This window comes from Pseudomonas sp. S60 (assembly GCF_016647865.1).
GTDB lineage: Bacteria > Pseudomonadota > Gammaproteobacteria > Pseudomonadales > Pseudomonadaceae > Aquipseudomonas > Aquipseudomonas parafulva.
Map to the genome: position 1 here is coordinate 118,131 of NZ_JACVVH010000001.1, position 25,989 is coordinate 144,119.

15 protein-coding genes are annotated in these 25,989 nt (G+C 62.7%); 5 read left to right on the forward strand and 10 right to left on the reverse strand.

Going from position 1 to position 25,989, the window contains the following annotated elements; all coding sequences use genetic code 11:
- Positions 1-20: 20 nt before the first annotated feature.
- Positions 21-1,640 (reverse strand): NADP-dependent glyceraldehyde-3-phosphate dehydrogenase, encoded by a 1,620-nt coding sequence (locus IAE33_RS00470; RefSeq protein ID WP_201161660.1) that lies wholly within the window; start codon positions 1,638-1,640, stop codon positions 21-23.
- Positions 1,641-1,787: 147 nt separating this feature from the next.
- Positions 1,788-5,606 carry a dermonecrotic toxin domain-containing protein gene (locus IAE33_RS00475; protein WP_201161661.1) on the reverse strand — a complete coding sequence of 1,273 codons (3,819 nt, stop codon included), beginning with the start codon at positions 5,604-5,606 and terminating at the stop codon, positions 1,788-1,790.
- Between the two features lie 312 nt (positions 5,607-5,918).
- Here IAE33_RS00475 and IAE33_RS00480 point away from each other — a divergent pair, with 312 nt between their 5' ends.
- From IAE33_RS00480 to IAE33_RS00490, 3 genes are all read left to right on the forward strand, one after another.
- Complete coding sequence (locus tag IAE33_RS00480; RefSeq protein WP_201161662.1) at positions 5,919-7,067, forward strand: hypothetical protein; 1,149 nt, start codon at positions 5,919-5,921, stop codon at positions 7,065-7,067.
- Between the two features lie 75 nt (positions 7,068-7,142).
- The gene (locus IAE33_RS00485; RefSeq protein ID WP_201161663.1) at positions 7,143-8,270 is read left to right on the forward strand and encodes a glycosyltransferase family 61 protein; all 1,128 of its coding nucleotides are present in this window, start codon (positions 7,143-7,145) and stop codon (positions 8,268-8,270) included.
- A gap of 216 nt (positions 8,271-8,486) precedes the next feature.
- Entirely contained in the window at positions 8,487-10,058 is a 1,572-nt protein-coding gene (locus IAE33_RS00490; protein ID WP_201161664.1) for a TerC family protein, read from the forward strand.
- Here the strand turns inward: IAE33_RS00490 and rarD are convergent.
- On the reverse strand, positions 10,021-10,908 hold the full coding sequence (gene rarD / locus IAE33_RS00495) for an EamA family transporter RarD (RefSeq protein ID WP_201161665.1): 888 nt from the start codon (positions 10,906-10,908) through the stop codon (positions 10,021-10,023). The genes IAE33_RS00490 and rarD overlap by 38 nt on opposite strands.
- Before the next feature lie 33 nt (positions 10,909-10,941).
- Positions 10,942-12,528, reverse strand: a complete 1,587-nt coding sequence (locus IAE33_RS00500; protein WP_201161666.1) for an EAL domain-containing protein — start codon at positions 12,526-12,528, stop codon at positions 10,942-10,944.
- Between the two features lie 296 nt (positions 12,529-12,824).
- Here IAE33_RS00500 and hppD point away from each other — a divergent pair, with 296 nt between their 5' ends.
- Positions 12,825-13,901: a 4-hydroxyphenylpyruvate dioxygenase gene (hppD, locus tag IAE33_RS00505; RefSeq protein WP_201161667.1), complete on the forward strand. Its 1,077-nt coding sequence runs from the start codon at positions 12,825-12,827 to the stop codon at positions 13,899-13,901.
- A 20-nt stretch (positions 13,902-13,921) separates the two neighbouring features.
- On the opposite strand, the gene IAE33_RS00510 is transcribed toward hppD, so the two are convergent.
- The gene (locus IAE33_RS00510; RefSeq protein WP_201161668.1) at positions 13,922-14,728 is read right to left on the reverse strand and encodes a CSS-motif domain-containing protein; all 807 of its coding nucleotides are present in this window, start codon (positions 14,726-14,728) and stop codon (positions 13,922-13,924) included.
- 302 nt (positions 14,729-15,030) lie between these two features.
- Here IAE33_RS00510 and IAE33_RS00515 point away from each other — a divergent pair, with 302 nt between their 5' ends.
- Positions 15,031-17,100: a hybrid sensor histidine kinase/response regulator gene (locus IAE33_RS00515; RefSeq protein ID WP_201161669.1), complete on the forward strand. Its 2,070-nt coding sequence runs from the start codon at positions 15,031-15,033 to the stop codon at positions 17,098-17,100.
- A 6-nt stretch (positions 17,101-17,106) separates the two neighbouring features.
- On the opposite strand, the gene IAE33_RS00520 is transcribed toward IAE33_RS00515, so the two are convergent.
- The 5 genes from IAE33_RS00520 to mexE form a co-directional block, all read right to left on the reverse strand.
- The gene (locus IAE33_RS00520) at positions 17,107-18,723 is read right to left on the reverse strand and encodes a response regulator (RefSeq protein ID WP_201161670.1); all 1,617 of its coding nucleotides are present in this window, start codon (positions 18,721-18,723) and stop codon (positions 17,107-17,109) included.
- Positions 18,724-18,801: 78 nt separating this feature from the next.
- Positions 18,802-19,857, reverse strand: a complete 1,056-nt coding sequence (locus IAE33_RS00525; protein WP_201161671.1) for a HEAT repeat domain-containing protein — start codon at positions 19,855-19,857, stop codon at positions 18,802-18,804.
- Between the two features lie 280 nt (positions 19,858-20,137).
- Positions 20,138-21,553: an efflux transporter outer membrane subunit gene (locus IAE33_RS00530; protein ID WP_201161672.1), complete on the reverse strand. Its 1,416-nt coding sequence runs from the start codon at positions 21,551-21,553 to the stop codon at positions 20,138-20,140.
- On the reverse strand, positions 21,550-24,729 hold the full coding sequence (locus tag IAE33_RS00535; protein ID WP_201161673.1) for an efflux RND transporter permease subunit: 3,180 nt from the start codon (positions 24,727-24,729) through the stop codon (positions 21,550-21,552). The genes IAE33_RS00530 and IAE33_RS00535 overlap by 4 nt, the downstream gene beginning before the upstream one ends.
- A 12-nt stretch (positions 24,730-24,741) precedes the next feature.
- Positions 24,742-25,983 carry a multidrug efflux RND transporter periplasmic adaptor subunit MexE gene (gene mexE, locus IAE33_RS00540; protein ID WP_201161674.1) on the reverse strand — a complete coding sequence of 414 codons (1,242 nt, stop codon included), beginning with the start codon at positions 25,981-25,983 and terminating at the stop codon, positions 24,742-24,744.
- Between the last annotated feature and the right edge of the window lie 6 nt (positions 25,984-25,989).

Consider the following 25,989-nt stretch of genomic DNA (forward strand, 5'->3'; position numbering starts at 1 on the left):
AGCGCTGCTGCTTTCAACCGTCAGAAGATGTAATCGGTGGTCAGGAAGCTGGACTGCCGGTTGCGGATGATTTCGCTGATCAGCGCCTTGTTCGCGTCCTGGAAACGGGTGGCGACCAGGGTTCGAATCGAGAACACACGCAGTGCGTCGTGTACCGAAAGCGTACCTTCGGCGCTGTTCTTGCGCCCGTTGAACGGGTAGGTATCCGGGCCGCGCTGGCACTGTGCATTAATATTGATACGCCCAACCTGGTTGGCGAATGTATCGACCAGGCTGCCGATGGTGGCCGGGTCATTGCCAAACAGGCTCAGTTGCTGGCCGTAGTCGGAGTCCAGTACATAGTCGATGACGGTTTGCAGGTCCCGGTAGGGCACCACCGGCACCACAGGGCCGAACTGCTCCTCGTGGTACACCCGCATGCCCGCGCTCACCGGGTAGAGCAGCGCCGGGTAGAAGAACGACCCACGGCTGCGCCCGCCGTGCTCGTTCAGCACCTGGGCGCCGTGCGCGGTTGCATCGGCTACCAGTTCGTTGAGATACGCCACCTTGCCCGGCTCAGGCAACGGCGTCAGCGCCACGCCCGGTTCCCACGGCATGCCGGCCTTGAGGTCGGCCAGCTTGCGCTTGAATTTATCCAGAAACGCCTCGGCCACGTCCTCATGCACGAACAGTATTTTCAGCGCGGTGCAGCGCTGACCATTGAATGACAGGGCACCGGTAACGGCTTCTTCCACCGCATTGTCGAGGTCGACCTGAGGCAGCACGATGCCGGGGTTCTTGGCGTCCAGCCCCAATGCCGCGCGCAGGCGATGGGGCCGTGGGTGCAGCTTCTTCAGGTCGCTGGCCGCCTTGTGGGTGCCGATGAACGCGAACACGTCGATCTTGCCGCTGGCCATCAGCGCACTCACCGTTTCCCGGCCACGGCCGTAGATCACGTTGATCACCCCTGGCGGGAAGCTGTCGCGGAACGCCTCCAGGAGCGGGCGGATCAGCAGCACACCAAACTTGGCTGGCTTGAACACTACCGTGTTGCCCATGATCAGCGCCGGGATGAGCGTTGTGAAAGTTTCGTTCAAGGGGTAGTTGTAAGGCCCCATGCACAACGCTACGCCCAGCGGCGCCCGGCGAATCTGGCCCAGCGTGCCCTGTTCCAGTTCGAAGCGGCTGGAGCGGCGGTCGAGGTCCTTGAGGGCATTGATGGTGTCGACGATGTAGTCGCAGGTGCGGTCGAACTCCTTCTCGGAGTCCTTGAGGTTCTTGCCGATTTCCCACATCAGCAACTTGACCACGGCCTGGCGCTGTTCGCGCATGCGCGCAAGGAACGCTTCGACATGCTGGATACGCTCGGCCACGCGCATGTTCGGCCACTTGCCGCGACCCTTGTCGTAGGCATGGACGGCGGCGTCCAGGGCGGTAAGTGCGGTATCGGCATCCAGCAGGGGGGCGCTGCCCAGCATCACCTGGCGCTCTTGGCTGCCTTCCTTGAGCCACACCGGGCTGTAGACGGTGTTCAAGGGGCCGTCCCAGCGCCTCAGCTCACCGCCGACCAGGTAGTCCCGTTGTTCCAGTGGGGCACCCAGCCGCCAAGCGTCCGGTATGTCCTCCAGGCGGGGGAAGAGTGAATCGAGCAGACGTTCCATGGTTGCTGCACCTCATGTTCGTGACGGCGTTGCGTACGCCAGGTGAAACGATTCAGTTCGAGCATGCGCTGGCTGGCGAAAAAAAACCAGTGTGGCCCAACTTGGAGCATTGTGCCTGCGGGGCGAGCGCCCCGCAGCGCCGGGGTGTTACAGCGGCAAGTTGAACAGATCGATTGCGGGGCGGCCCAGCCACTGCTCGCGCAGCGCAGGGTGGGTGTCGATCAGGGTAAGTCTGCGCCAGAATTCGGCGTGCGATTGCTGCGGGTGTGAAAGAAACGGCTCGGTGTCGAGCAATGCCCGCAGGTCGCGGCGGTATTGCAGCGGCAGGCGTTGCCACACCGCCGACTCGGCGGCGCCGGTGCCGTCGAAGAAGTCCAGATAATCGCTTTCGCAGACCATCAGGTCGACATGGTGAGACGCATTGTAAGCCTCGATCTGCGCCACCACGGGCGCGCTCAACCCCTCGCTTTCCAGGCGCAGAGTATCGGCAATATGAGTCGGCAGTTCGAAGCCTTCAGGTAATTGCGCCAACTGGTTGTCCGAGAGGTCCAGTACGAAGGGTTCGATCATCTGTTCCAGGCCGCGTGGCAGGTCAGTCAGCGCGCACCCTGAAAGGAACAGTGTCTTCAGCTCAGGGTGCAGGCGCAGGTCGGGTGCGCGCAGCAGTGGGTTGTCGGTGAGGTCGAGCACGGTCAAGCCGGTGTAGCGCTGGAAGGTCTGCTGGCATAGGTCGTCCCAGGTTACCCGATTGCTGTCCAGGTCCAGCCAGCGCAACGCTTCAGGGTGCGTTACCAGGGGGAGATGGTCGAACCGGCAGTCTGTGAGCAGCAGCCGCGTGAGGTTGGGGAAGTGCTGGCAGAACACAGTGGGCAGGTGCTTGAGGGAGCGGTTGCCGCTTAACGACAGGTGCTCGATATGCGTGAAGCCTTCGCCCAGCGGCATGCTTGCCAGGTCATCGTGCTGGAGGTCCAGCTTTGACAGATCGAGGCTGAAGAGCCTGCCTCCGCCTTCGAGCGGCAGGCGTGTCATGCGTCGCCAGGCGTTGATGAGCGGCTGGACCGCCAAGTGCCGTTGATGGGGGCGGAGGGGGTTGGGGCGTGCCCATTCGGCCAGCTCGGCACGCAGGGCCACCAGCCGCTCTTGCAGCGCGCGCAAGCGTTCACTGGTAGAGCGCATATCGTCGAGGTCGTCATCTTCCTGGTCTTCGCTCAACCAATCGGCGATCTCGGCATCGGTGGCCTCGGGATAGATTCGCCGGAAGGCCGCCGCCAGTGAGTGGGTTTGGCGGGGGGCCGGCGGCAGCGGGTCGAGGGGGCGCCCACCGCGCAACCACCCCTGAGGCACGGCGGGTTGCCGGGGCACCCTGCCCAGCCGTCGCAGCAGGTCTGCGCGGTGCTCGCTGGCCCAGGCCAGTACCGTCTGGCGCAATGCATGGGGGTTGCCTAGCTTGATGCCCAAGCGGGCGTGCAGCGAGCGCGGCAGGGCCTGTTCGATCGCTCGGCAGAGGTCAAGGCCCTGCGGCATGGGGGCCGGGCGCTCGCCCAGGTAGGCCTCATAGCCTTCGGTGGATTTGATTACCCGAGCCAGGGTGGTGGCGTGGCCGCTGCCGACGGCGTCCAGCACAGGGCCCTGCGGCCCCCCGGCGCGCAGCTCCAGGCGCAGGTCAGCCGGCCACGCGGGCAGGGCATCCAGTGCGCTGAACAACAGCCGTTCGCTGTCCGCGCTGGCACGCGCGGGCAGCAGCACGCCCTCCAGGCCCCGCACCAGCGGGAGCTCACTGTGCACGTCTGCGACCTGCTGCCGGATAGCCGCCGGGAGCGTCTGAGCCTGCTCCCAGGCCGCCCGCTCAGCCGGCCCCAAGGGTTTCAGCAGACGCCTGGCCAGGGCCGGAGAAAGCCTGGGGTAAGCTGCCAGCAACGGTTCGCAGGCTAGGTCATTTGCCGACAAGCCGTTGTAGCGTTGGTCAAACAGCCCAGGTTGGGCATCAGCGCCCAAGGCCTGTAACTCGTCTTCGATCTGCATGCGCTGCAGCACATCCAGCAGTAGCGCGGGCGCCGGCTGGCCCAGAAGGTGTACTCGGCGCAGGTGCTCGGCATCGACACCGCACAGGTTGCAGGCTTGTTCAATCTGTTCGGCAGTCAACCCTGTGAGCGGCTCACCGAGCCTGCGCACCAGCGTGGTCAAGGACCAGTCGCCAGGTTGTTCGTGCTGACCCCGCCAGGCGCCTTGACGATTGTGTTCAAGCGGGGGCTGCCAGGCCTCAGGCGTTTCGGGGTGGATGATGCGCCATTGCTGTGTCTGCGGGTCCAGCTGATGTTCGTAGAGGTGCCCGTCCATACGGAAGAAGTAGCGCCCCTCATGCAGGTACTGGCCCTGAGGGTTGGCCTGCAAGCCAGCGGGCAGCTCGACAGGGCTGCGATAGGGTGCCAGGTCCTGGTTCCACAGTTTGTAAGTGCCGTCGGCAGTGCGTATTTCCTGGAGGTTGGCCATCAGTGGCCCGTTGAACAGCTTTGGCAAGGCGTGACCTGCTGCCCCCAACCCGCCCAGCAATGCCAGGTTCACGCCCAGGTTCTCCAGGTGCTGGAGCGCCTGGTGACGGTCCCCAGCTTCCCAGGCTTCATACCCCTCGAACGCCTCGCCCAGCAGTTGGCAAGCCGTTACGGCCATCATGGCGGTGCCCACCACCGGTATGAAAAAGCCAGCAACGTTGAGCAGGTCCAGGCCAATGGCTTCCCACTCCTGCAAGCGCCGCGCCCGAGCGCTGGCATCGGCATCTGCGGTGGGCACGGCCAGCAGCCTGGCTTCATGCTTCATACGCGCCAGCTGTTGGTCACAGCCGAAGCCGAATGGATCCGTTTCGATGCGCTGACGAGTCGGCCGCAGGTCGGCATCGGCAGCACGCTGCCACGTCGCGTTCGGGGTGCTTACGCCAGTGGCGTCGAGGTTCTGTTGCAGCACGTCAAGAAAATGCCCGCAGGCATCGCGCACCACATAGGCGGTGAAAGCGCTGCGCGCATCAGGCTCCAGTAGCAGCGTTGCCAGTGCTTCGTGCACGGCTTGCAGGTCGTTGCACTGGCGTAGGGCAGGGGTGTGGTTGGGCAGGAACAGGCCCAACCCGTCACGCCCCAAGTCGATCAACATCACCTCGTGCAGCGTGACCCCGAACAGCGCCAGCTGCCAGCATTGTACCGGCCCACCCGCCAGCAGCCGGGTCACGGTGTCGACGCTGTCGCCGCTCAGCAGATGTCGCATATGGGCCAGGCCGGCCGCCAGGCGCAGGCGTGCTCTGAACACTTCGGCCATCAATGCCCTGACCTGGGGCTGGCCGAAGGAGTGCTGCAGGTGCGCCTGATAGGCGCCGCCCAGGTCCTGTTCACGGCAATGGGCGGCGAAGGTTTCCGGTGCAAGGGGCAGGGGCTGTACCTGGTAGCGCTCGGAGTCCAGCATGAAGTGGGCGGCAGGCGTCTGCATGCCGATGATCGCCGACCCCCGCACGCGAATGGGTGTGACCTGGATGTCGGCGCTCAGGGCCAGGGCGCTTGGCGGTGTGAAGGTTTCGTCATCGGCAAAGTTCTGCAGTGCTGCCTGCAGCAGGCTGTCGCGCCGGTGGCTGAACAGGTAACGCAGGCCCACCCAGTGCCAGCGGCGTTCCACCCGTAGCAGCTCACAGTGCTCAAGCGGTGCTTGTAGCCCTTGGCGGGCAAGGTAGGCCTGCAGTGCAGGCTGTGCGAATTCCACCACCTGCTTGACGCCCCGAAGTGACCGGGCCAATGCTGCCTGGGCCATCAGCAACCGCCGATGGCTGGCGTTCACCACCTCCCGCAGGTCCGGGCTGGCATTGTTGAACCAGTCGCTGTGTTGCCAGGGGGCCAGTTGGCTTTTGTGCAAGGCAGCCCACTGGTCGGGGGTAGTGTGCTGGGCCCAGGCCGGTAACTGCCGTTCGCCTTGCAGGTGAGATAAAGACATGGGTTAGCTCCTTCATGAGAAGGAGGCATCAAACGGTATTTATCGGCCACCAAGTGGTAATCGGGTATTGCCGGGCCTATAGCCAATAGCCGATATAACACGGTCGTTGGGCAGGAAATTTGGCGCCATTAAACTTCTTGGGCTGCGGCAACAACTTTGCTTGCCAAAGTGTTTATCCGCATCTTAAATTGTTTCTACAGGTGATGATAAATAGCCATTACCGCTTTATTAATCAATGGTTTAGATGCTTAAAGCGGATTGTTCTCTTTTTCCGATAGGCCGCAGGGCACCCCACAGGACCTCGAAGAAGAAATGAAAAAGACGTTGACGGCTGTAGCGCGTCGCCATTTATCACCCTCTCTGCGCTACGACTTGCGGCTGTGGGCCAGTAAAGCTGGCGAGGTAGTGGCGCGCGCCTGTTTCTGGCGCTGGGAGATGAGCCGGTTCCGCCTGCAGCCTACCAGCCCGTACGAAATTCTCTACATTGGGCGCAAGCAGCAACGTGAGATGGCCAAATTGTTGATAGGCGGCAAAGGCCACGTGGCGCGAGCCGTGGATGGCACCCCCCAGCGCGATGCCGGGCAGGTGGTAGTGGTCAGCGAAATGCCGACAGCGGGTGCCTTGTCAGTGCCGCATTACCTCAGCGCAGTGGTGCCACTCGGGCGGGCGCTGGAAGATATTACTGCGCGCTACGACAGCGAGCTGCGGCGCAGCATTCGCAAACATCGCCCGTTGTATGCAATGCGCCAGGCTGCAACGGATGAGGAAATCGCCATGGCGGACCGCGAACTGTTGCGGCCGTACGCCACGGCGCGGCAGGGCATTCATGCGGCGCAGTTTCCCACCGAAGAGGTGTTTCGGATCGCCAAGACGGTCGGCAGGCTCGACCTGATCACCTTGGGTGACGAGGTCATTGGCTGCCACCTGGGGTGCGAAGTGGTGCGCGACGGCAAACGGTATTGGAGTACGCTGCGGTTCGGCTATTGCGAAGCGGTTTTCTCCGACGCCAAGCGGTTGCGCGAAGTGAACTCGATCACCACCTTCATGGCCCTTGAATGGGCGTTGGCCCAGGGCTTTGATTATTACGACATCGGCCTTTGCCTGGCGCGACCAGACGATGGGTTGTTGAAGTGGAAGCGCCGTCGTGGCGGTGATATCGATTCATTGGGCAACCACGCCTACCTGTTTGTACGCCTGCCCAAAAAAGGTACCGCAGACTTCCTGTGGGAAACGCCCCTGTTCGCGGTGGAGGGGAACAAGTTGACCCTGCACCTGGGCCTGCCCACTGGCGCCAGCGCCGAGCAGGTTGCCAGCCGCTACCACGAGATGGTGTTCGGCGGCCTGCACAAGATTTACCTGTACGGCCGCGAAGAAGCCGTACAGGGCCTGGAGCAGGCCCTGCAGAACCGTTATGCCAATCTGCAAAGCAGCCCTGTGATGCAAAGGGTGCTGTGTAATTGAACTCACGCCACCAGGCAGCACAATGAATCTGGGTGCTGCGGCGGTTCCTGAACTGTTCCGCTTCGGAGATGCTTCATGGCAGGCGACCTATCGCAGCACGATGCAGTGCCGGTAACCCGGTATGCTGGTTGGACTCTTGCTGCCTACCGGTACATGGCGCGCAAACGGTTGAGCCAAGCCCAGCCCCTGGATATCAAGGCGGTTGCCGCGAAACACTGGGACATCGCACCGGCTGAAACAACAGTGTCGCCACCGGCGCTGTTTTTGCCCGGCCAGCTTGAACGGGTGACCGGCTGGGAAGGCAAGCGTTTCTATCCCTATGTGCACCCGGCCAGGACCATGCAGGGCGGCATCGAAACAGAGCAGGGGCCAACCCGTGGCTATTTGTTGAAAGATGTCTGGCTGGTGGACGGGGCGTTATATAAAGGCCGGGCCAGCCACTGGCTGTCACTCAAGCCCTCGACGTTTCCCACTATCAGGGTAGAGCATGAACTGGACCGGGCAGCCATCTACTGCACGCAAAATGGCAACACCTGGTTCGGCACCTGGTTGATGGAGGATTGCCCCACCTATGCCCTGGCCTGCGATGAAGGCGTACCGGTCACCACCGCGCCGTCCACCCGTTACCCCCTGTTCACCCAGACGTTGGCGTACGAACACTGGCTGGGCATGCAACCTGCCCGCTTGCGCAGCGCGTTTTTCCGCGAACTGGTTCTTTTCGACGACCAGAGCAACAACCACAACCGCCACGCCCGGTACCGCGCCATGGGCGACAAACTGCTCGCCCACGTGCCGCACACGCCACACCCTGGGGTTTTTCTGCTCAGGGGTGGTGATGGCGAACGGCGGATGTTGCGCAACGAACTGGAAATCGCCGAGCACCTGCGCGCCACTCGCGGTTTCCGTATCGTCAACCCGCTGCAATGCGACGTGCCAGGTATCGTCGCCGCGTGCGCAGGTGCGCAAGTTGTCATCGGCGTTGAAGGCAGCCAGTTGGTTCACGGCGTGAATGTATTGCAGGCCGGCGGTTGCGTGCTGGCCTTGCAGCCGCCGAACCGTTTTGTCAGCTACTACAAGTACCTGACCGACCGTGATCATCAGTATTTCAGTTTTGTAGTGGGTACACCTGATGGAGACGGGTTCACCATTGACATCGATGAAGTCGAGCGCACGCTCGACCTGTATCAGGCGCGCAGGGTGTAGTATCGCGGCACGCGAGGGTAGAGCCTGCCTTGGCATCAGTTGCTAAAGGTTTGTAATAGTTTTGCGCTAACTGAAAAACCTGCTGTGCTTGTAGGATTATTTTCCCTAATTGTTATCCAGGTCATCAATGAGCACCTTCGTGGCGCCCCACACTCTCCGGCCTTCCTGGCCCTGCTTTACCTTTTCTGTTGCCCTTTCCCACGTGAGTATCCGCTAATGGAATGGCTTGCCGATCCCACGGCCTGGCTAGGCCTGCTGACGCTTATCGTGCTTGAACTGGTACTGGGTATCGATAACCTGGTGTTCATTGCCATCCTGGCAGACAAGCTGCCCCCTCATCAGCGCGACCGCGCGCGGGTCATTGGCCTGAGCCTGGCCCTGATCATGCGCCTGGGCCTGCTGGCCAGTATTTCCTGGATGGTCACCCTCACGGCGCCGTTGTTCGAAGTGTTCGACAAGAGCTTCTCGGGCCGTGACCTGATCATGCTGTTCGGTGGTGTGTTTCTGTTGTTCAAGGCCACCATGGAACTGCACGAGCGGCTGGAGGGCCATGTGACCCAGGCCAGCGGGGCTGCCCGGCATTCGGCTTTCTGGCCGATCGTCGCGCAGATCGTGGTGCTCGATGCGGTGTTCTCGCTCGATGCTGTGATCACGGCGGTGGGTATGGTGGAACACCTGTCGGTGATGATGATCGCGGTGATCTTCTCGATCGGCATCATGATCGTCGCCAGCAAGCCGCTGACACGCTTCGTCAACGCGCACCCCACGGTGATCATGCTGTGCCTGGGCTTCCTGATGATGATCGGTTTCAGCCTGACCGCCGAGGGCCTGGGGTTCCACATTCCCAAAGGCTACCTGTACGCGGCCATTGGCTTCTCGATCCTGATCGAACTGTTCAACCAGTTGGCCCGGGCCCGCCGCAAGCGCAGCCTGCAACAGCACCGGCCGCTGCGTGAGCGTACCGCGCACGCCGTGCTGCGCCTGTTGGGCGGGCGCCGCGTGGAAGCGGACGAAGTGGGTGAGGAAATCGCCGACCTGATCGAGGGCGGCGAGGAGCAGGTGCTGTTCGACCGCCGCGAGCGGGTGATGATCAGCGGGGTACTGAACCTGGCTGAACGCCCCATTCGCACGGTGATGACGGCACGTGCCGAAGTCGACCTCCTCGACCTGGCCCAGCCGGCTGACGCCATTACCCGCGCGTTGGTCCATTCGCCTTACTCGCGCTTGCCGCTGATCCGCGATGGCCGCGTGGACGAACCGCTGGGCTTTGTGCACAAGAAGGAGCTGCTCAAAGAGTTGCTGTCTGGTAGCCAGCCGGATCTGGAAGGGCTGGTGCGGGCGCCGTTGAACCTGCTGGAGAGCTTCAGCATCCTCAACGCGCTGGAGCAGATGCGTGGCAAGTCCACTCACATCGCGTTCGTGGTCAACGAGTTCGGTGACTTCACCGGCCTGCTGACCATGACCGATATCCTCGAATCCATCGCTGGCGAGTTGCCGGACGCCAGCGAAGTCGAAGGCCCGGGCTTTGTCCAGGACGGTCAGGGTTTTGTGATCAGCGGTGCAATGAACCTCAGCCAGGTCCACGCCCGCACCGGCTTCAGCGCCCGGGCCACCGAGGACTACCAGACCCTGGCGGGGCTGGTCATGAGCTTGCTGGACCGCCTGCCCATGGTCGGCGACCGCCTGGCATGGAACGGCTGGACGCTGGTGGTCGAAGCCGTGGAAGAGCGGCGGGTACGTCAGGTACGGCTCATACCGAGCGACGACGCTGACGCATCAGGTGCTTGAAGCCTTCAAGCACCAGCACCAGCACCGCCGCCCAGACGGGCAGGTAGGTGAGCCACTGGTCCGGGCCGATGGTTTCACCCAGCAGCAAGGCTACGCCCACCAGCAACACGGGCTCGACGTAGCTGAGCAGGCCGAACAGGCTGAACGGCAGTAGCCGGCTGGCCAGTACGTAGGCGATCAGGGCCGAGGCGCTGATCGCCCCAAGTACCGGAATGAGCAGGTACAGGCCCGGGTGAGCCTGCATGTCGGCACTGGACAGCGGCCCCTGGGCAACGAAGTACAGCGCCCAGGGCAGCAGCAGGCACATGTCGCACCACAGCCCACCCAGGTGGTCTGTGCGGCAGCGGCGGCGCAGCACGAAGTAGATGGGGTAGCCGATGACCACAACCAGGGTTTCCCAGGCGAAACTGCCGTGCTGGTAAAACTCGTGTACCACGCCGAGCGCGGCGCAGCCCACCGCTATTTTCTGCAGCCGCGACAGTTGTTCGCCATACACCATGCGCCCTGTCAGCACCATGGCCAGCGGCAGCATGAAGTAACCCATCGACACCTCCAGGCTGCGCCCGTGCAGCGGTGCCCAGAGAAACAACCATAGCTGCACGCCCATCAGCCAGGACGTGCCCAACATGCCCAGCAACAACACTGGTGTGCGCCGCACGCGGCCGAGCAACTCGCCCACCCTGGCCCAGTCGCGGGAAATCAGCATGAACAGGGTAAGGCATGGCAGCGTCAACAGGGTGCGCCAGCCGAAGATCTCCTCACCATCCAACGGCTTGAGCAGGGACGTATAGAAATACATCACGGCAAACAAGCAGGATGCCATGACCGATGAAACAATTCCTTTTGACACGAGTGCCTCGAATACAGGATGGGAGCGGTGGAATCAGCCGCGCATGATCTCAGGGGCCGCGCCTTGCGGCAACCGGGTGGGGCCAGGTTGTGCGGCCAGGGCTTCCAGAAATTGGTCGGCGGGCATGGGCCTGGCGAACAGGTAGCCTTGCTGAAAGTGCGCGCCATGGCGCGCCAGATAGTCCCGCTGCGCGGGGGTTTCCACGCCTTCGGCCACGATACCCAGCCCCAGCTTGGCCGAGAGCTCGATGATGCTGTCCAGAATGTGCACCGACAGTGCGTCACCGCCGATCAACGCCACGAAGCTGCGGTCGATCTTCAGGTAGTCGACCTTGAATTGGCGCAGGTAGTTGAGGCTGGACTGGCCGGTGCCGAAGTCATCCAGGGCAATCATCACGCCCATGTCGTGCAGCTTCTCGAACAGTTCCAGGGTGGCGGGGGTAGGCTCGATCAGCTTGCGCTCGGTCAGTTCCAGCGTCAGGGTCACTCGACCAGGCGGAAAATGTTGCAGGAATGTGCGGCAGTCCTCCACTAGGCCAAGGTCGCGGCAGTGATCGGCGGTGATGTTCACGCCGATATGGAAGCCGTCCTCCATGAGCCCGGCATAAGGGGCCAGGCCTTGCGCCGTGTGCATCATCAGCGCCCGCGTCATGGCCACGATCTGGCCACTGTGTTCAGCGTAAGGAATGAACAGATCAGGGCTCACCAGCCCCTCCTGCGGGTGGTTCCAGCGCATGAGTACTTCAACCCCGGCCCATCGGTAGTCCCCTTGGCGTACCACTGGCTGGAAGTAGGGCACGAACTCATCGGCCTCCAGCGCCCTGCGCAGTTCGGCCCGTGGTGAGTTGGCCCGGCGGATCTGCCAGTGGCAGGCAAGGCCGGCACCTACGCCAAACACCAACAGCAGCCCGAGCAGGGCCAGGTAGTGGCTGCGCAACAGACGGCCCTGTTGATCGGCGGGGTAACCCCCTGCCACGCTGAACGGGTAGCGAGCCGAGCCCAGCACCACGTAGGCCTTGGCCGCAGGTGCAGGGGCGCCCCGGTGGACTGCGCCGTCCTGGCCCATCCACGCATCGCCCACGCGCAGGATCAGGGCCTGGTCCGGGCCAATCAGGCGCAATACCGTGAGCAGGTGCTCACCATCGACGGTGCTGATGACGCCTTGGTCACCATCGCTTGCGCGGTACAGCAGCAACGGATGGTTGGGCGTTACCGAATTGCCGGTCATCAGCCACAATTGGCCGTCGGCGTAATCGTCAGGGTTGACGCGTTCGTCGTAGTCCCCGAGCAATGATGTGCAATACAGCCGGTTGTAGCGGAACAGGTTGGTGGAGCGCACGTAAGCGTTGCGGGTTACTTCGGCGCGCAAGCGCAACTGCGCTTGTGAACATGGGGTGCTGGCCAGGGGCAGAAGTGTATGGGCAGCGCTCGACAGGCTGTCGAGGATACGCTCGATGTGCACCATGGCCTGTTGAGTGGTGGCTTGGCTGCTGGCCTGCATCTCGCGCTCGACCTGCCAGCTCATCACCGCGAACCCGCACAAGGCCGGCAACGCCCCTACGAACCAAGGTAACAACGAACGCCAGCCGAAGCCTGGCCGGGTTTTTCGGGTGAGGGGCATGCTCTGGCCTATCCGCGCGGCAGTCTCAAGAGCATAGCCTTGGTCTGCCTGGCTGAGGAACCAGATGGCGACAAAAGATTTTACGCTGTGTAGAATCGATTTACGAAAAGAACAATAAATCCTTCCACACCGGAAGGATCAAGCCCCCCGGAATGCGTCGCTATGTCAGACCATGGGTTCAGATTGATCATCGGTGATTTCCTCGCCCGCAGCGTGCGGGGCATCCCGTGCTCACCGCCTTTTTCATTCCACATCACTGGCAATTAATACTTTTCGCTGCAGATGAGGACACGAACATGGCTGATATCTTCGAAAACCCGATGGGCCTGATGGGCTTTGAGTTCATCGAGCTGGCATCCCCGACCCCCGGCCTGCTTGAGCCGGTTTTCCAGATGCTGGGCTTTACCAAGGTCGCGACCCACCGCTCCAAGGATGTGCACCTGTACCGCCAGGGCGACATCAATCTCATTTTGAATAATGAGCCCAAGAGTGTTGCATCGTATTTTGCCGCCGAGCACGGCCCATCGGTGTGTGGCATGGCGTTCCGGGTTCGCAATGCGCACCAGGCCTATGCCCGCGCGCTGGAACTGGGTGCGCAGCCGGTCGAAATCGAAACCGGCCCTATGGAGCTGCGCCTGCCTGCCATCAAAGGCATTGGCGGGGCGCCGTTGTACCTGATCGATCGTTTCGAAGAAGGCAGCTCGATCTATGACATCGATTTCAACTTCATCGAAGGAGTCGACCGCCACCCTGCGGGGGCGGGCCTGAAGATCATCGACCACCTGACCCACAACGTTTACCGCGGGCGTATGGCCTATTGGGCAGGCTTCTACGAGAAGCTGTTCAACTTCCGCGAAATTCGCTACTTCGACATCAAGGGCGAATACACCGGCCTCACATCCCGCGCGATGACGGCGCCTGATGGCATGATCCGCATTCCGCTCAACGAGGAATCGTCCAAGGGCGCCGGGCAGATTGAAGAGTTCCTGATGCAATTCAACGGTGAAGGCATCCAGCACGTCGCATTTCTCACCGACGACCTACTCAAGACATGGGATGCCTTGAAAGGCTTCGGCATGCGCTTCATGACAGCCCCTCCGCAGACTTACTACGAAATGCTGCAAGAGCGCCTGCCTGGGCATGGTGAACCGGTGGATCAGTTGCAGGCGCGCGGTATTCTGCTCGATGGGGCCGCAGAGTCTGGCGACAAGCGCCTGCTGCTGCAGATTTTCTCCGAAACGCTGCTGGGCCCGGTGTTTTTCGAGTTTATCCAGCGCAAAGGCGACGACGGCTTCGGTGAGGGCAATTTCAAGGCACTGTTCGAGTCCATCGAGCGTGATCAAGTGCGCCGAGGTGTATTGAGCACTGACTGACCAGGGCCGGGGCTGGGCGCTTAGTGGTGGCCCTCCGGGGCTTCCAGCGTTCTGCTCCGAACCCGTCCAAGCGCGAAGTAAATCACTGCGCCGGTCATGAGCCCAACCAGCATCAGCGAGGGCAGAATGTTGAGCATCGATTCGCGGATCTCGCGCGCGGTGTAGCCCGCTGCGTAGCCCCCGACAACCCGGTACTCGTACTGGGCCGAATCAGCCTGACGGTTGAACTCGCTGAGCGATGGGCGCATGCCGCTCAGGCTGTCGCCATTGCTCCACAGGTAATGCTCATTGAAATCCAGCATCAGCGTCAGGCCGTCCTGAAACGCGCTCAATTCCGTTCGCAGTTGGGTGGTATAAACCGTGGCGACCACGCCATGGCGACCCTGGGGCAGGTACAGGTTCACCAAAAGGTGGTCATTGCGATCCTGCAACGTACTCGAAAGCGTCACCAGCCGCCCAGGTGAGGCGAGGGTAGAAAGTACACTGAGTGGATCGGACGTGGTACTGCAGTAGGCCTGGCCATCACTGACCAGTGTCAGTGACCTCAGCATGGACCGGCTGGCAACTTGGTCCAGCAACGCCTCTTTGACCTGTTCGCAGGTTTGCCCGGCCAGTGGAAGGGCCCTTGCCGCTACCTCATGCACGCGGTCCAGTGCCTGGTCAACGCTGAAAACCGCCTCTTGCACGGAGATGGCGGCATTCTCCGCAAGTTTTACCTCTACCTGGTAGATCATCACCAACAGGCCCGAAAAAACAGGCACCAGGCCTACGGCCATCAACAGCACCAGTTCCAGCATGCTGCGCCCGGCGTTCATGATTCTGTGCATGGTGAGGTGGGCCCCCGGCCTGTTGCTGATCGACATGAGCAGCCAAACGTCGAGCCTAAGTGTTCATGGGCGTACAGGCTGTAGGGCAGCCGCCTACAGCCTAGGGGAAAGCGGTGAGTGTTCGGTTGTGATCTACCCCAGGTGCGTGCGTCAATTCTTGCGGGTGCTGTGCGCGGGCCGGCAGCAGGATCACAGCCTTTGGGGGAGGGTGGGGCCACGCTGTGCTAACGTCAGTACTGCAGGCAAACGAGCCCTTGCGCGCGCTTGGCGCCGTGGACGCCTTCGGCCCACCCAGTGGAGTGATGATAGTGGTTGCAAAAGACAAGCCGCGGGCGGCTGCGGCGAACCCGGTACAGCAGGCTCAGCGCGCTGCCGCGGCTGCTCTGGCACAGGTGTCGATCACTCAGTTCGACTGGTCGCGCACATCTCTGGGGCCACTCCCACGCTGGTCGGCGTCGCTGCGCATTGCAGTGGACATGGCGCATTTGTCCCCGTTTCCCTGTGCAGTGGTGTGGGGGCCAGACATGACGGTTGTCCCCAACAATGGCTACTGCGCCCTGAGGCCAACCGTTGACGCCCAGGGCAAGGCGTTCGACGCGGTGTGGGCTGAGGTGTGGGACGCCGTAGGCCCTTGGGTATTCGACGTACTCAACGGGCGCAGCAGCTTTGTCGAAGACCCGCCCGTGCGCATCAACTGTGGGGAATGTGCCGAACAAACCTGGTGCACGTTCGGGTACACACCCTTGCATGATGAGCGCGGCGAGGTTGCTGGCTTTTTGCATACGGTGGTCGAAACCACGGCCAGCATCGAAGCGCGCGATCACTGGCGCAGGCTTGCAGAGGGTTTTGAGCGCGATATCCAGCGCCACGCGGCCGAGCGCGAACAGATATGGCAACTGTCGCACGATGCCATGATGACCCTGACCCCTGATCTCAAATTGCATGGCGCCAACCCGACCTGGTTCCGCATCCTCGGCTGGGCCCAGGAACACGTGCAGGGCATGCCGATCCTGGAGTTGGTTCACCCAGCCGACCGCGCCGAGGTGCAGCTGGCAGTGGACGGCCTGCTTCAGCACAGGCATGCGGACCAGGTGGAGACCCGCCTGCGCCACTGCGATGGCCACTATCACTGGTTTACCTGGCGCGCGCGTTTCGAGGCAGGCTTGATGACCGTGGTGGGGCAGGACATTACCGAGCACCACGAACTCGCCATGCGCCAATCCGAAGCTTTGTTACGCAATAACGAACGCATGGAGGTGGTCGGCCAGTTGGCGGGTGGCATGGGTAATGAAATGAACAACCTGCTGGCAGGTATCGGCGGTAGCCTCGAACTGTTGCAGAGCCGGCTGAACGAGAGACGCCTTGAGCGGGTAGACGACTACGTCAGGGTGGCGCGTGATTCGGTGCAGCGTGCAATGGAGTTGACCCACCGCCTGCTGGCCTTCTCCCGCGAGCGGCCGCTGGCCCCCAAACCCATTTATTTCAACCGCCAATTGCGCCAGAGTGAACCGCTGCTGGCGAGCACCCTGGGCGCGGAGATAGGCCTGAAATGGCAGTTGGATGTTGCACCGTGGGCGGTGAATGTTGACGTTCCCCAATTCGAAAACGCCTTGATCAACCTCTGTGCCAATGCACGTGAAGCCTGCCTCGGCCGTGGCAGCGTTACGGTGCGTACCGTCAATGAGCGGCTGACGGCGTGGCTCCCCGACGAAACCGGGGTGCCACCCGGTGATTACGTGGCATTGCACATCGAGGACACCGGGCACGGCATGCCGGCGCGAGATGTGGCCAGGGCTTTCGAGCCGTTTTTCACCACCAAGCCCATGGGACGTGGGTCTGGGCTCGGTTTGTCCATGGTGTACGGTTTTGTCCGTCAATCCGGAGGGTATGCCTGGATCGAATCATCGGTGAATGAGGGCACCAAGGTTTGCATGCTGTTCCCGCGGAGTCTGCATGCCATTGCTCAGGAGCAACCGCATCTGGGCCGGTCGGTGAGCCGGGCCAGCGGCGAGCGGGTACTGCTTGTCGATGATGAACTGAATCTGCGTGCAGTGATGCGCGAGTACCTGACCGAGCGTGGTTTCGACGTGACGGACGTGCCCGACGCCAATACGGCACTGGAGCGGTTTCATCAGGGTGACGTGTTTGACCTGGTGATCACCGATATCGGTTTGCCTGGCGGCTTCAGTGGTAGGCAGGTGGCCAAGGCGATACGGATGGAGCTGCCACAGCAGAAAATCCTGTTTATCACCGGCTACGCCCAACAGCAGGTCGAGCCGGAGTTTCTCGAGCAGCCGGGCACGGCACTGATGAACAAGCCGTTCATGCTGGCTGAACTCGCCGATAAGGCCCTCGGCATGCTTGATACCTGAGGGCGCTCAGGGCCTTCCGAGAATCTGAATCACGTAGGCTTGCAGCTGTTGCAACTCGAAGGGCTTGCCAATCAGGTGCATGCCTGGGCCCAGAAACCCTTCACGAGCCATTGCCGTTTCTGCATAGCCTGTGATGAACAGCACGGGCAGTTGCGGGTCCGTACTGCGCGCGATCTCCGCCAACTGCCGGCCGTTCATGCCGGGCAAACCTACATCGGTGATCAACAGGTCCACGGGTTCCCCCGAGCGCAAGCGGCTTAGCCCCTCAGCGGCGTTGCCTGCGGTGCAGCAAGAGAACCCTTCGTCCTCGAGCGCCTGGCATAACAGCTGGCGAACATCCGGGTCATCTTCGACCACCAGTACGTGGTGACCGCCGCTAGGTTGCAGTGTCTGCGCCGATTCTGCATGGCCAGGATCACGCTCAAGGTAGCGGGGTAGATAGAGGCCTACCTCGGTACCGTGCCCAACCCGGCTGCGCAGCGTTGCATGGCCATGGGACTGCTTGCTGAAGCCGTACACCATTGATAAACCCAGCCCAATGCCCTGGCCGATGGCCTTGGTGCTGAAAAAAGGTTCGAAGGCATGTTCCAACGTGCTTTGGGCCATCCCCTGGCCATCGTCGATGATGCGAAGGTGAACATAGTCGCCCGCGCTGAGGGTGCCGGCAGGAAACTGACCGGCCTGGACATGCTGGTTGGTCGCCTCGATGCGCAGCCGGCCACCACTGGGCATGGCCTCACAGGCGTTGAGCAGCAGATTGTCGAGGGCTTCCTGCAACTGCTGGCCATCCACTTCGACCGGCCAAAGGTCGTCGGGTACATCGGTGAACAGCGTCACAGCTGGCGGCGTGCTCACATTTCGGGGCTGATGCTGGAGCATGGCGTGCAAATCAACACGCTGGCTGTGCAAGGACTGCCGCGAAGAAAATGCCAGCAGACGGTGGGTAAGGCGGGCCGCGCGTGTTACCGCATCGCGGCCCATCTGCACCACACCGCCCAGGCCTTCACGGCGATCTTGCTTCAAGCGGCGGTCAATCAGCTCGAAACTTCCGCCTATGCTGGTGAGCAGGTTGTTGAAATCATGGGCGACGCCGCCTGCCAGTTGGCCGATGGCTTCCATCTTGCGCGCCTGATGGCGCGCGAAGTCGCTGCCAGATGTGGCCTCGGGTGCAAGTGCATCCTGGGTGTCGAGCCGCAGCTGCAAGGCGCGTAATTGGTCCCGCGCGCTGTACTGCTTTTTGCGGTGACGTAACGCAGACTGCGTGACGTGCAGCAGTTGGGCTGCTGCAAAGGGCGAAATCAGCGGGATCAGGTTGCCCGTAGGATGGTTGGGTTGCCCGCCCAACGACGCCTGGTTCTCTAGCACCAGGACGATTGGCAGGTCTGACCAGCACGGTTGTTCATCAATGAATGCTTGCAGCGGCAGGCAAGGCCCCTGCACAAACGCCTGCTCGGCAATGATTGCCAAGCCAGCCCCTTCAGCCAGGCAGGCGTGCAAATTCGCCAGGTCCACTGCGCACAGGCTGTCGATACCGGCCGAGGCGAGCAAGCGTGAAGTTTCCGCAGCCACAGGCTGGGGTGCCAGTATCAAGGCACGATGGTCTAGCGCCGGTGTACTGGCCAAGATGGCTCTCCTGAAATGGCAGCCCGATATGCTCTCGACCTTGTGCCAGAGGGAGGGTTCAACAAAACAGTCGGATTGCTATAGCCCTTGTTGCAAGAACGGGTCGTCAGGGTTCTGCCGCTCCAGCTCGGCCAGTAACACCTGCACATTTTGCAATTGCCCTGACTCTTTCCAGTACTTGATCAGCAGCAGGCGGGCGCGGCGGTTGGCCGGCTCACGGGTGAGTACGGCCTCCAGTTGCTTCTGCGCCGCATCATGTTGCTCCAGGTCGTGCAGGGTCACGGCGAGCGTGTAGCGGTAGTCGGCATCGTCCGCATCGAGCTCCACGGCGCGTGACAGGGCCAGCAGGGCGTATTCGCGTTGCTCGTGACGGATTAGCCAGAGGCCAAGCTCGTGCTGCAGGAAGGCTGAGTCAGGCCTCAGGGCCAATGCCTTACCCAGCACCTGGCGTGAGGCGTCGTGCTGCCCTTGCCGTTCCAGCAGGCGGACTTGGGTAGCCAGGGCGTCGAGGTCATCGGGGGCGGCGGCCAGCGCGCGGTCGATGGCTTTGCCCGCCTGGGCGTAGTCGGCCTCGTGCAGGTAAAGCCGTGCCAGGTGTACCTGGGCATCGACATCTTCCGGTTGTTGCTCCAGTACCTGCTGGTATTGCGCCACGGCCTTTTGCAACGGGCCGAAATACAGGCCGATGGCATCGGGGTCGAGGCCTACCAATGCATCCACTGCAGCGAAGCGGACGCTTTGATCGCCGTCCTCCAGCAGCGGGCCAAGCACCAGGCTACGCTGTGCGGCGGGCAACAGCCGGCGGATACCCGCGATGGCTGCCCGCCGTACCATCGGCTCATCATGCTCCAGGTCTGTGCGGGCGAGTTTCAGCGCCTGCGGCGACGGATAATTGGGCAGCTCGGTATAGAGTGCGGCACGGCGGATGGGCTGCAGGTCATCCCGTTGCAGTTGCTGATACAACACACGTGCCGCCCCCGGTTGACCGTCATGGGCCTGGCGCAGGGCTTTCACATAGCTGTGAGCCGGCAGCGAGGGTTGCGCAGGCTTCACGTCGCGCCACAGGTAGCCAAACGAAGCCACCACCACGATCAGCAGTAGCAGGGCGATCAGGTAGCGGTTGCGTCTGGGCATCGGACGGTCCGTAGCGGCGGAAGGGCAGAGCTTGGGCCAGCAGATTGGGAAATGCAACCGCGTCCCGAGAACAGGAGCCATTGGCATTGGGTGCGCACGCAACACTGTAGGAGCGAGCGCAGCTCGCGATGCGCCGCGCGAGCGGCGCTCAATCAAATCGCCGCAGACTCCGTTGCAACGACCACTCACGGCACACCCAGCAAAAAAAGCCCCGCAGACACAAGCCGGCGGGGCAAACGCTGGCTGGACGAGCCAACCAAAGGAGCCTGGAACAGGGACCTCAGTGTGCGCTGGCGAGCGTTTCAGGTTGCCAGCCGCCACCCAAGGCCTTGTAGATGGCGACAATGCCGCGGTACAGGTCGACTTCACCCAGCGCCTGGGCATCTTCGGCGCTCAGCCGTTCGCGCTCGGCATCGAGCAAGACCAGGTAGTCCACCGTGCCTTCGCGGTAACGGATCGAGGCCAGTTCCGCAGCCTTGCGGCTGGCGTCGCTCTGACGCATCAGCGACAGCAGCCGCTGCTGGGTCTTGTCGTAATCGCTGAAGGCGTTGGCCGACTCTTCAAGGGCCAGCAACACCTGTTGCTCATAGTTGGCCAAAGCACCCTCGGCGTCGGCCTTGGCACCCCGCAGCCGCGCACGCACGCTGCCCAGGTCGAACGCGGCCCAGGTGATGCTCGGCCCAAGCGCCCAGGCGTTGGCCGCCGACGAGCCGATCTGCGAGCCCCGGGCCGCGGTGAACCCCAGGAACCCGCTGAGGCTGACCCGCGGGAACAGGTCGGCGGTGGCAACGCCCACGTTGGCCGTGGCAGCGGCCAACTGGCGCTCGGCACTGCGGATATCCGGGCGCCGGCGCAGCAACTCGCCGGGGTCGCCCACCGGCAGGGCCTTGGCGATGGCAGGCAGCGCCTTGGGCGCCAGGTCGACGCTGAGCGCTTCGGGGCGTTGCCCGAGCAGCGTGGCAATGCGGTGCCGTGCCCGGGCCTGTTGCGCCTGCAGTTGCGGTACGCTGGCTTCCACACCGGCCAGGCGGGCATCGGCACGCACCACATCCAGCTCGTTGCCCACCCCCGCATCGCGCAGGGTTTCGGTGATGGTGCGTGATTGCTGCTGCGTCTTGAGGTTGGCCAAGGCGATCTTTTCGCGCAATTGTGCCCCGCGCAACTGGCCGTAGGCATCCACCAGCTCGGCAATCAGGCTGACCTGCAACTGTTGCAGGTCTGCGGCTGCCGCCGCCTCCTGCGCCTGGCTGGCTTCTATCTGACGCTGGATGCGGCCGAACAGGTCAAGTTCCCACGCCATGTCCAGGCCCAGGTCATAGCGCTCGGTGTTGACCCGGCGCTCCGTCTGGCCTGGCACCTGGCCTTTGCCAATCTCACTGCTGGCGCGGCTGGTGACCACGGGGAAGGGGTCGTTCTCGGCGTCCTCACGGATCGAACGCGCAGCCTTCAGCCGAGCAAAGGCTACCCGCAAGTCGCGGTTGCCCTGCAACGAAGCCTGAACCAGCTGGTTCAGCACCGGGTCGTCGAACTGCTTCCACCACAGGGTTTCGAAGCGGCTGCGGTCATAGCCCTGGGCCTGGCCGTCACCCGCCAATTGCGCAGGGGCTGTGGCCGGGGCGTTGTAGTCCGGCCCCACGGCGCAGGCTGCCAGGGCCAATGCCAACAGGCTTGGGGTCAAGGGTTTGAGCAGGTTCATGCGTGGCTCTCCAGCGAAGGCGCGTGCTGGGCCTTGCGGGCCTGGCGACGTTCGACGAAACGGCGGATCAGGAAGAAGAACACCGGGGTGAGGAACAAGCCGAACACCGTCACGCCGATCATCCCCGAGAACACTGCCACACCCATGGCATGGCGCATTTCCGAGCCGGCCCCGGAGCTGAACACCAGCGGCACCACACCCATGATGAAGGCGATCGATGTCATCAGGATCGGGCGCAGGCGCAGGCGGCATGCTTCGAGCACGGCTGCCAGCGGGTCGAGGCCCTTGGCCTGTTCGTCCTTGGCGAACTCGACGATCAGGATGGCGTTCTTGCAGGCAAGGCCCACCAGTACGATCAGGCCGATCTGGGTGAAGATGTTGTTGTCACCGCCCGACACGATCACCCCGGTGATGGCCGACAGCAGCGTCATGGGCACGATCAGGATCACCGCCAACGGCAGGCTCCAGCTCTCGTACTGGGCGGCAAGCACCAGGAAGGCCAGCAGCACGCACAGCGGGAACACAAACAACGCCGTATTGCCCGACAGGATTTGTTGGTAGGTAAGGTCGGTCCATTCGTAGGTCATGCCGTTGGGCAGTTCCTGCTTGAGCAGTTTTTCGATGGCCGCCTCGGCTTGGCCCGAGCTGTAGCCGGGGGCTGCTGCGCCATTGATCTCGGCGGTGATGAAACCGTTGTAATGCATCACCCGATCAGGCCCGGATGTGTCGCTGACCTTGAGGAACGTGGCCAGCGGGATCATTTCGCCCAGGTTGTTGCGCACCTTAAGCTGGCCGATCTGCTCCGCATCCAGGCGGAACTGCTGTTCAGCCTGGACGTTCACCTGGTAGGTGCGCCCGAAGCGGTTGAAGTCGTTGGTGTACAGCGAGCCCAGATACACCTGCAGGGTGTCGAAGATATCGGTGATCGCCACGCCATGGGTCTTGGCTTTTTCCCGGTCGATGGCCGCGTCCACCTGAGGCACATTCACCTGGTAGCTGGTGAACAAGCCCGCCAGCTCTGGCACGTCGTGGCTCTTGGCGATGATGTTCTGGGTTTCTTTGTACAGTGCTTCATAACCCAGGTTGCCGCGGTCTTCGATCTGCAGGCGGAAACCGCCGATGGTGCCCAGGCCTTGTACCGGCGGTGGCGGGAAGATGGCGATGTAGGCGTCCTGGATGTCGGCGAACTGGGCGTTGAGCGCAGCAGCAATGGCTGCAGCAGACTGGCTCGGGTCCTTGCGCTGGTCGAACGGCTTGAGCGGCGTGAACACGATGCCGCTGTTCGGGCTGTTGGTGAAACCGTTGATCGACAGGCCAGGGAAGGCCACCGAGTCGGCCACGCCGGGTTGCTTGAGGGCGATTTCGCTCATGCGCTTGATGACCGCTTCGGTGCGGTCCAGGCTGGCGGCGTCCGGCAGTTGGGCGAACGCCACCAGGTATTGCTTGTCCTGGGCGGGCACGAAACCCGTCGGGGTCGACGAGAAGCCCAGGTAGGTCAGGCCCATCAGCCCGGCATACACGAACAGTGCAATGCCACTGGAGCGGATGACCCGGCGCACGCCGCCCACATAGCGGTGGCTGGCACGGTCGAAGAAGCGGTTGAACGGCGCGAACAGCCAGCTGCCCAGCAACCTGTCGAGCAGGCGCGAGAAGCGGTCCCTGGGCGCATGATGTTCCTTTAGCAGTACCGCAGCCAGGGCCGGAGACAGGGTCAGGGAGTTGAACGCCGAGATCACGGTGGAAATCGCGATGGTGAGCGCGAACTGTTTGTAGAACTGCCCGGTGAGGCCGGAAATGAAAGCGGCAGGCACGAACACTGCGCACAGCACCAGCGCAGTGGCGATGATCGGGCCGGTGACCTCGCTCATGGCTTTCTGGGTGGCCTCCAGCGGTTTCAGGCCCAGGCCGATGTTGCGCTCGACGTTTTCCACCACGACGATGGCGTCGTCCACCACGATACCGATCGCCAGTACCAGGCCGAACAGGGACAACGCGTTGAGCGAAAACCCGAACAGGTGCATGACGGCAAACGTACCAATCAGCGAAACCGGTACCGCCAGCAGCGGGATGATCGAGGCGCGCCAGGTCTGCAGGAACAGGATCACCACCAGTACCACCAGCACCAGCGCTTCGAACAGGGTGTGCACCACCGCCTCGATGGAGCCGCGGACGAAGACGGTTGGGTCGTAGACGATGCTGTAGTCCATGCCCTCGGGGAAGTCTTTTTTCAGTTCGGCCATCTTCGCCCGCACCTCGTCCGAGATGTCGATGGCATTGGAGCCTGGGCGCTGGAAGATCGGGATGGCGACCGCCGGCTGGTTGTTCAGCAGCGAGCGAAGGGCGTACTGGCTGGAACCGAGCTCCACCCGGGCGATGTCCTTCAGGCGCGTGATTTCGCCGTCCGCGCCAGCGCGGATGATGATGTTCTCGAACTCTTCTTCGTTGACCAGCCGGCCCTGGGTGTTGATCGACAGCTGGAAGCTGGTGGAGCCCGGTGCGGGCGGTGCGCCCAGCTGGCCTGCCGCCACCTGACGGTTCTGCTCACGGATTGCGGCCACCACGTCGCTGGCGGTCAGGTTGCGCGAGGCGGTCTTGTTCGGGTCCAGCCAGACGCGCAGTGAGTAGTCACCCATGCCAAACAGCTGCACGTCGCCCACACCACCCAGGCGCGCCAGTTCGTCCTTGATGTTGAGGATGGCGTAGTTGGACAGGTACAGCATGTCGTAGCGGTTGTCCGGTGAGGTCAGGTGCACCACCATGGTCAGGTCCGGGGACGCCTTGTCCACGGTAATACCGATGCGGGTCACTTCTTCTGGCAGCTTGGGCTGGGTGCGGGTCACGCGGTTCTGCACTTGCACCTGAGCGTTGTCCAGGTCGGTGCCCAGGGCGAAAGTGATGGTCAGCGTCAGCTTGCCATCGGCGGTGGACTGGGAGGACATGTACAGCATGTTCTCCACCCCGGTGATGGCCTGCTCCAGCGGCGCCGCGACGGTTTCGCCGATGACCTTGGGGTTGGCACCGGGGAAGTTGGCGCGCACCACCACCGTGGGCGGCACCACTTCGGGGTATTCGCTGATCGGCAGCTGGAACAGTGAAATCGAGCCGGCAATCAGCAGTACCAGCGACAGCACCGCGGCGAAGATAGGCCGGGTGATGAAGAATTTTGAGAAGTTCATCGGTGTGTTCCCTTAACCGCGCGGCGCTTGGGCACTGGCAGCTTTAGCGTTATTGCCTGCCACCTTGGGCGCGGGGTTGCTGGCTTCCAGTGCCTGGCGCTGCTGGGCGAGTGCAGCCAGCGTCTGTTCGCTGGCCATCGGCGTCTCCTCTGGCGTTACCTGGGAGCCCGGGCGTACGCGTTGCAGGCCCTTGACCACGATGCGGTCGTCCTTGCCCAGGCCACTGCGCACGATGCGCAGGCCTTCGAGCTTGGGCCCCAGTTCGACGGCGCGGTACGCTGCCTTGTTGTCCTTGTCCATGACCAGCACGAACTTCTTGCCAAGGTCGGTACCCACGGCTTCATCGTTGATCAGCACAGCATCGTACTGGGCACTGCCCACCAGCTTGAGCCGGGCGTACAGCCCCGGGGTGAAGCCGCCGGCCTTGTTGTCGAACACCGCGCGGCCACGGATGGTGCCGGTGCGCGGGTTGACCTGGTTGTCGACGAAGTTCATCTGGCCCAGGTGTGGGTTGCCGTTTTCGTTGGTCAGCCCCAGGTACACCGGCGTGGTCTGGCCGCGCTGGCCGTCGCGGGCCAGCTGGGTGTACTTGAGGTAGACGCGCTCGTCGGCATCGAAGTAGGCGTACACCTTGTCGGTCGAAACCACACTGGTGAGCGGTGTGACATCGGCGGTAACGATGTTGCCGGCGGTGAATTCAGCGCGGCTGACCCGGCCACTGATGGGCGCGGTCACGCGGGTGAAGCTGAGGTTGAGGCGGGCCAGGTCGAGCTGCGCCTGGATCGCGTCGACCCCGGCACGTGCCTCGGCGGCCGCGCTGCTGCGCGACTCGGCCAACTCCGCAGAGATGGCGTTGCTGTCACGCAGCCGTTCGCCGCGGCGGGCTTCGTTGGCACTGCGAATGGCGGTGGCCTTGGCCTGTTGAACCTGGGCCTCCAGGCGCCGTACTTCGGCCTGGAACGGCCGTGGGTCGATCTGGAACAGCAGGTCGCCCTTGCGTACCTGGGCGCCTTCGGTGAACGCCACCTGGTCGATCTGCCCCGATACCCGTGGGCGTATTTCGACGGTTTCCGGCGCTTCCAGGCGCCCGGTGAACTCATCCCACTCGTTGATCGGCTGTTCGATCACCTTGGCGACGGTGACCTTCGGCGCAGCCGGAGCCTGCGCGGTGTCGGGGGTACGACCGCACGCGCTGACCACCACGACTGCCAAGGCAGTGAGGGGCAAGCGCAGGGATTTGAGTGATGGTTCCATGGAGAA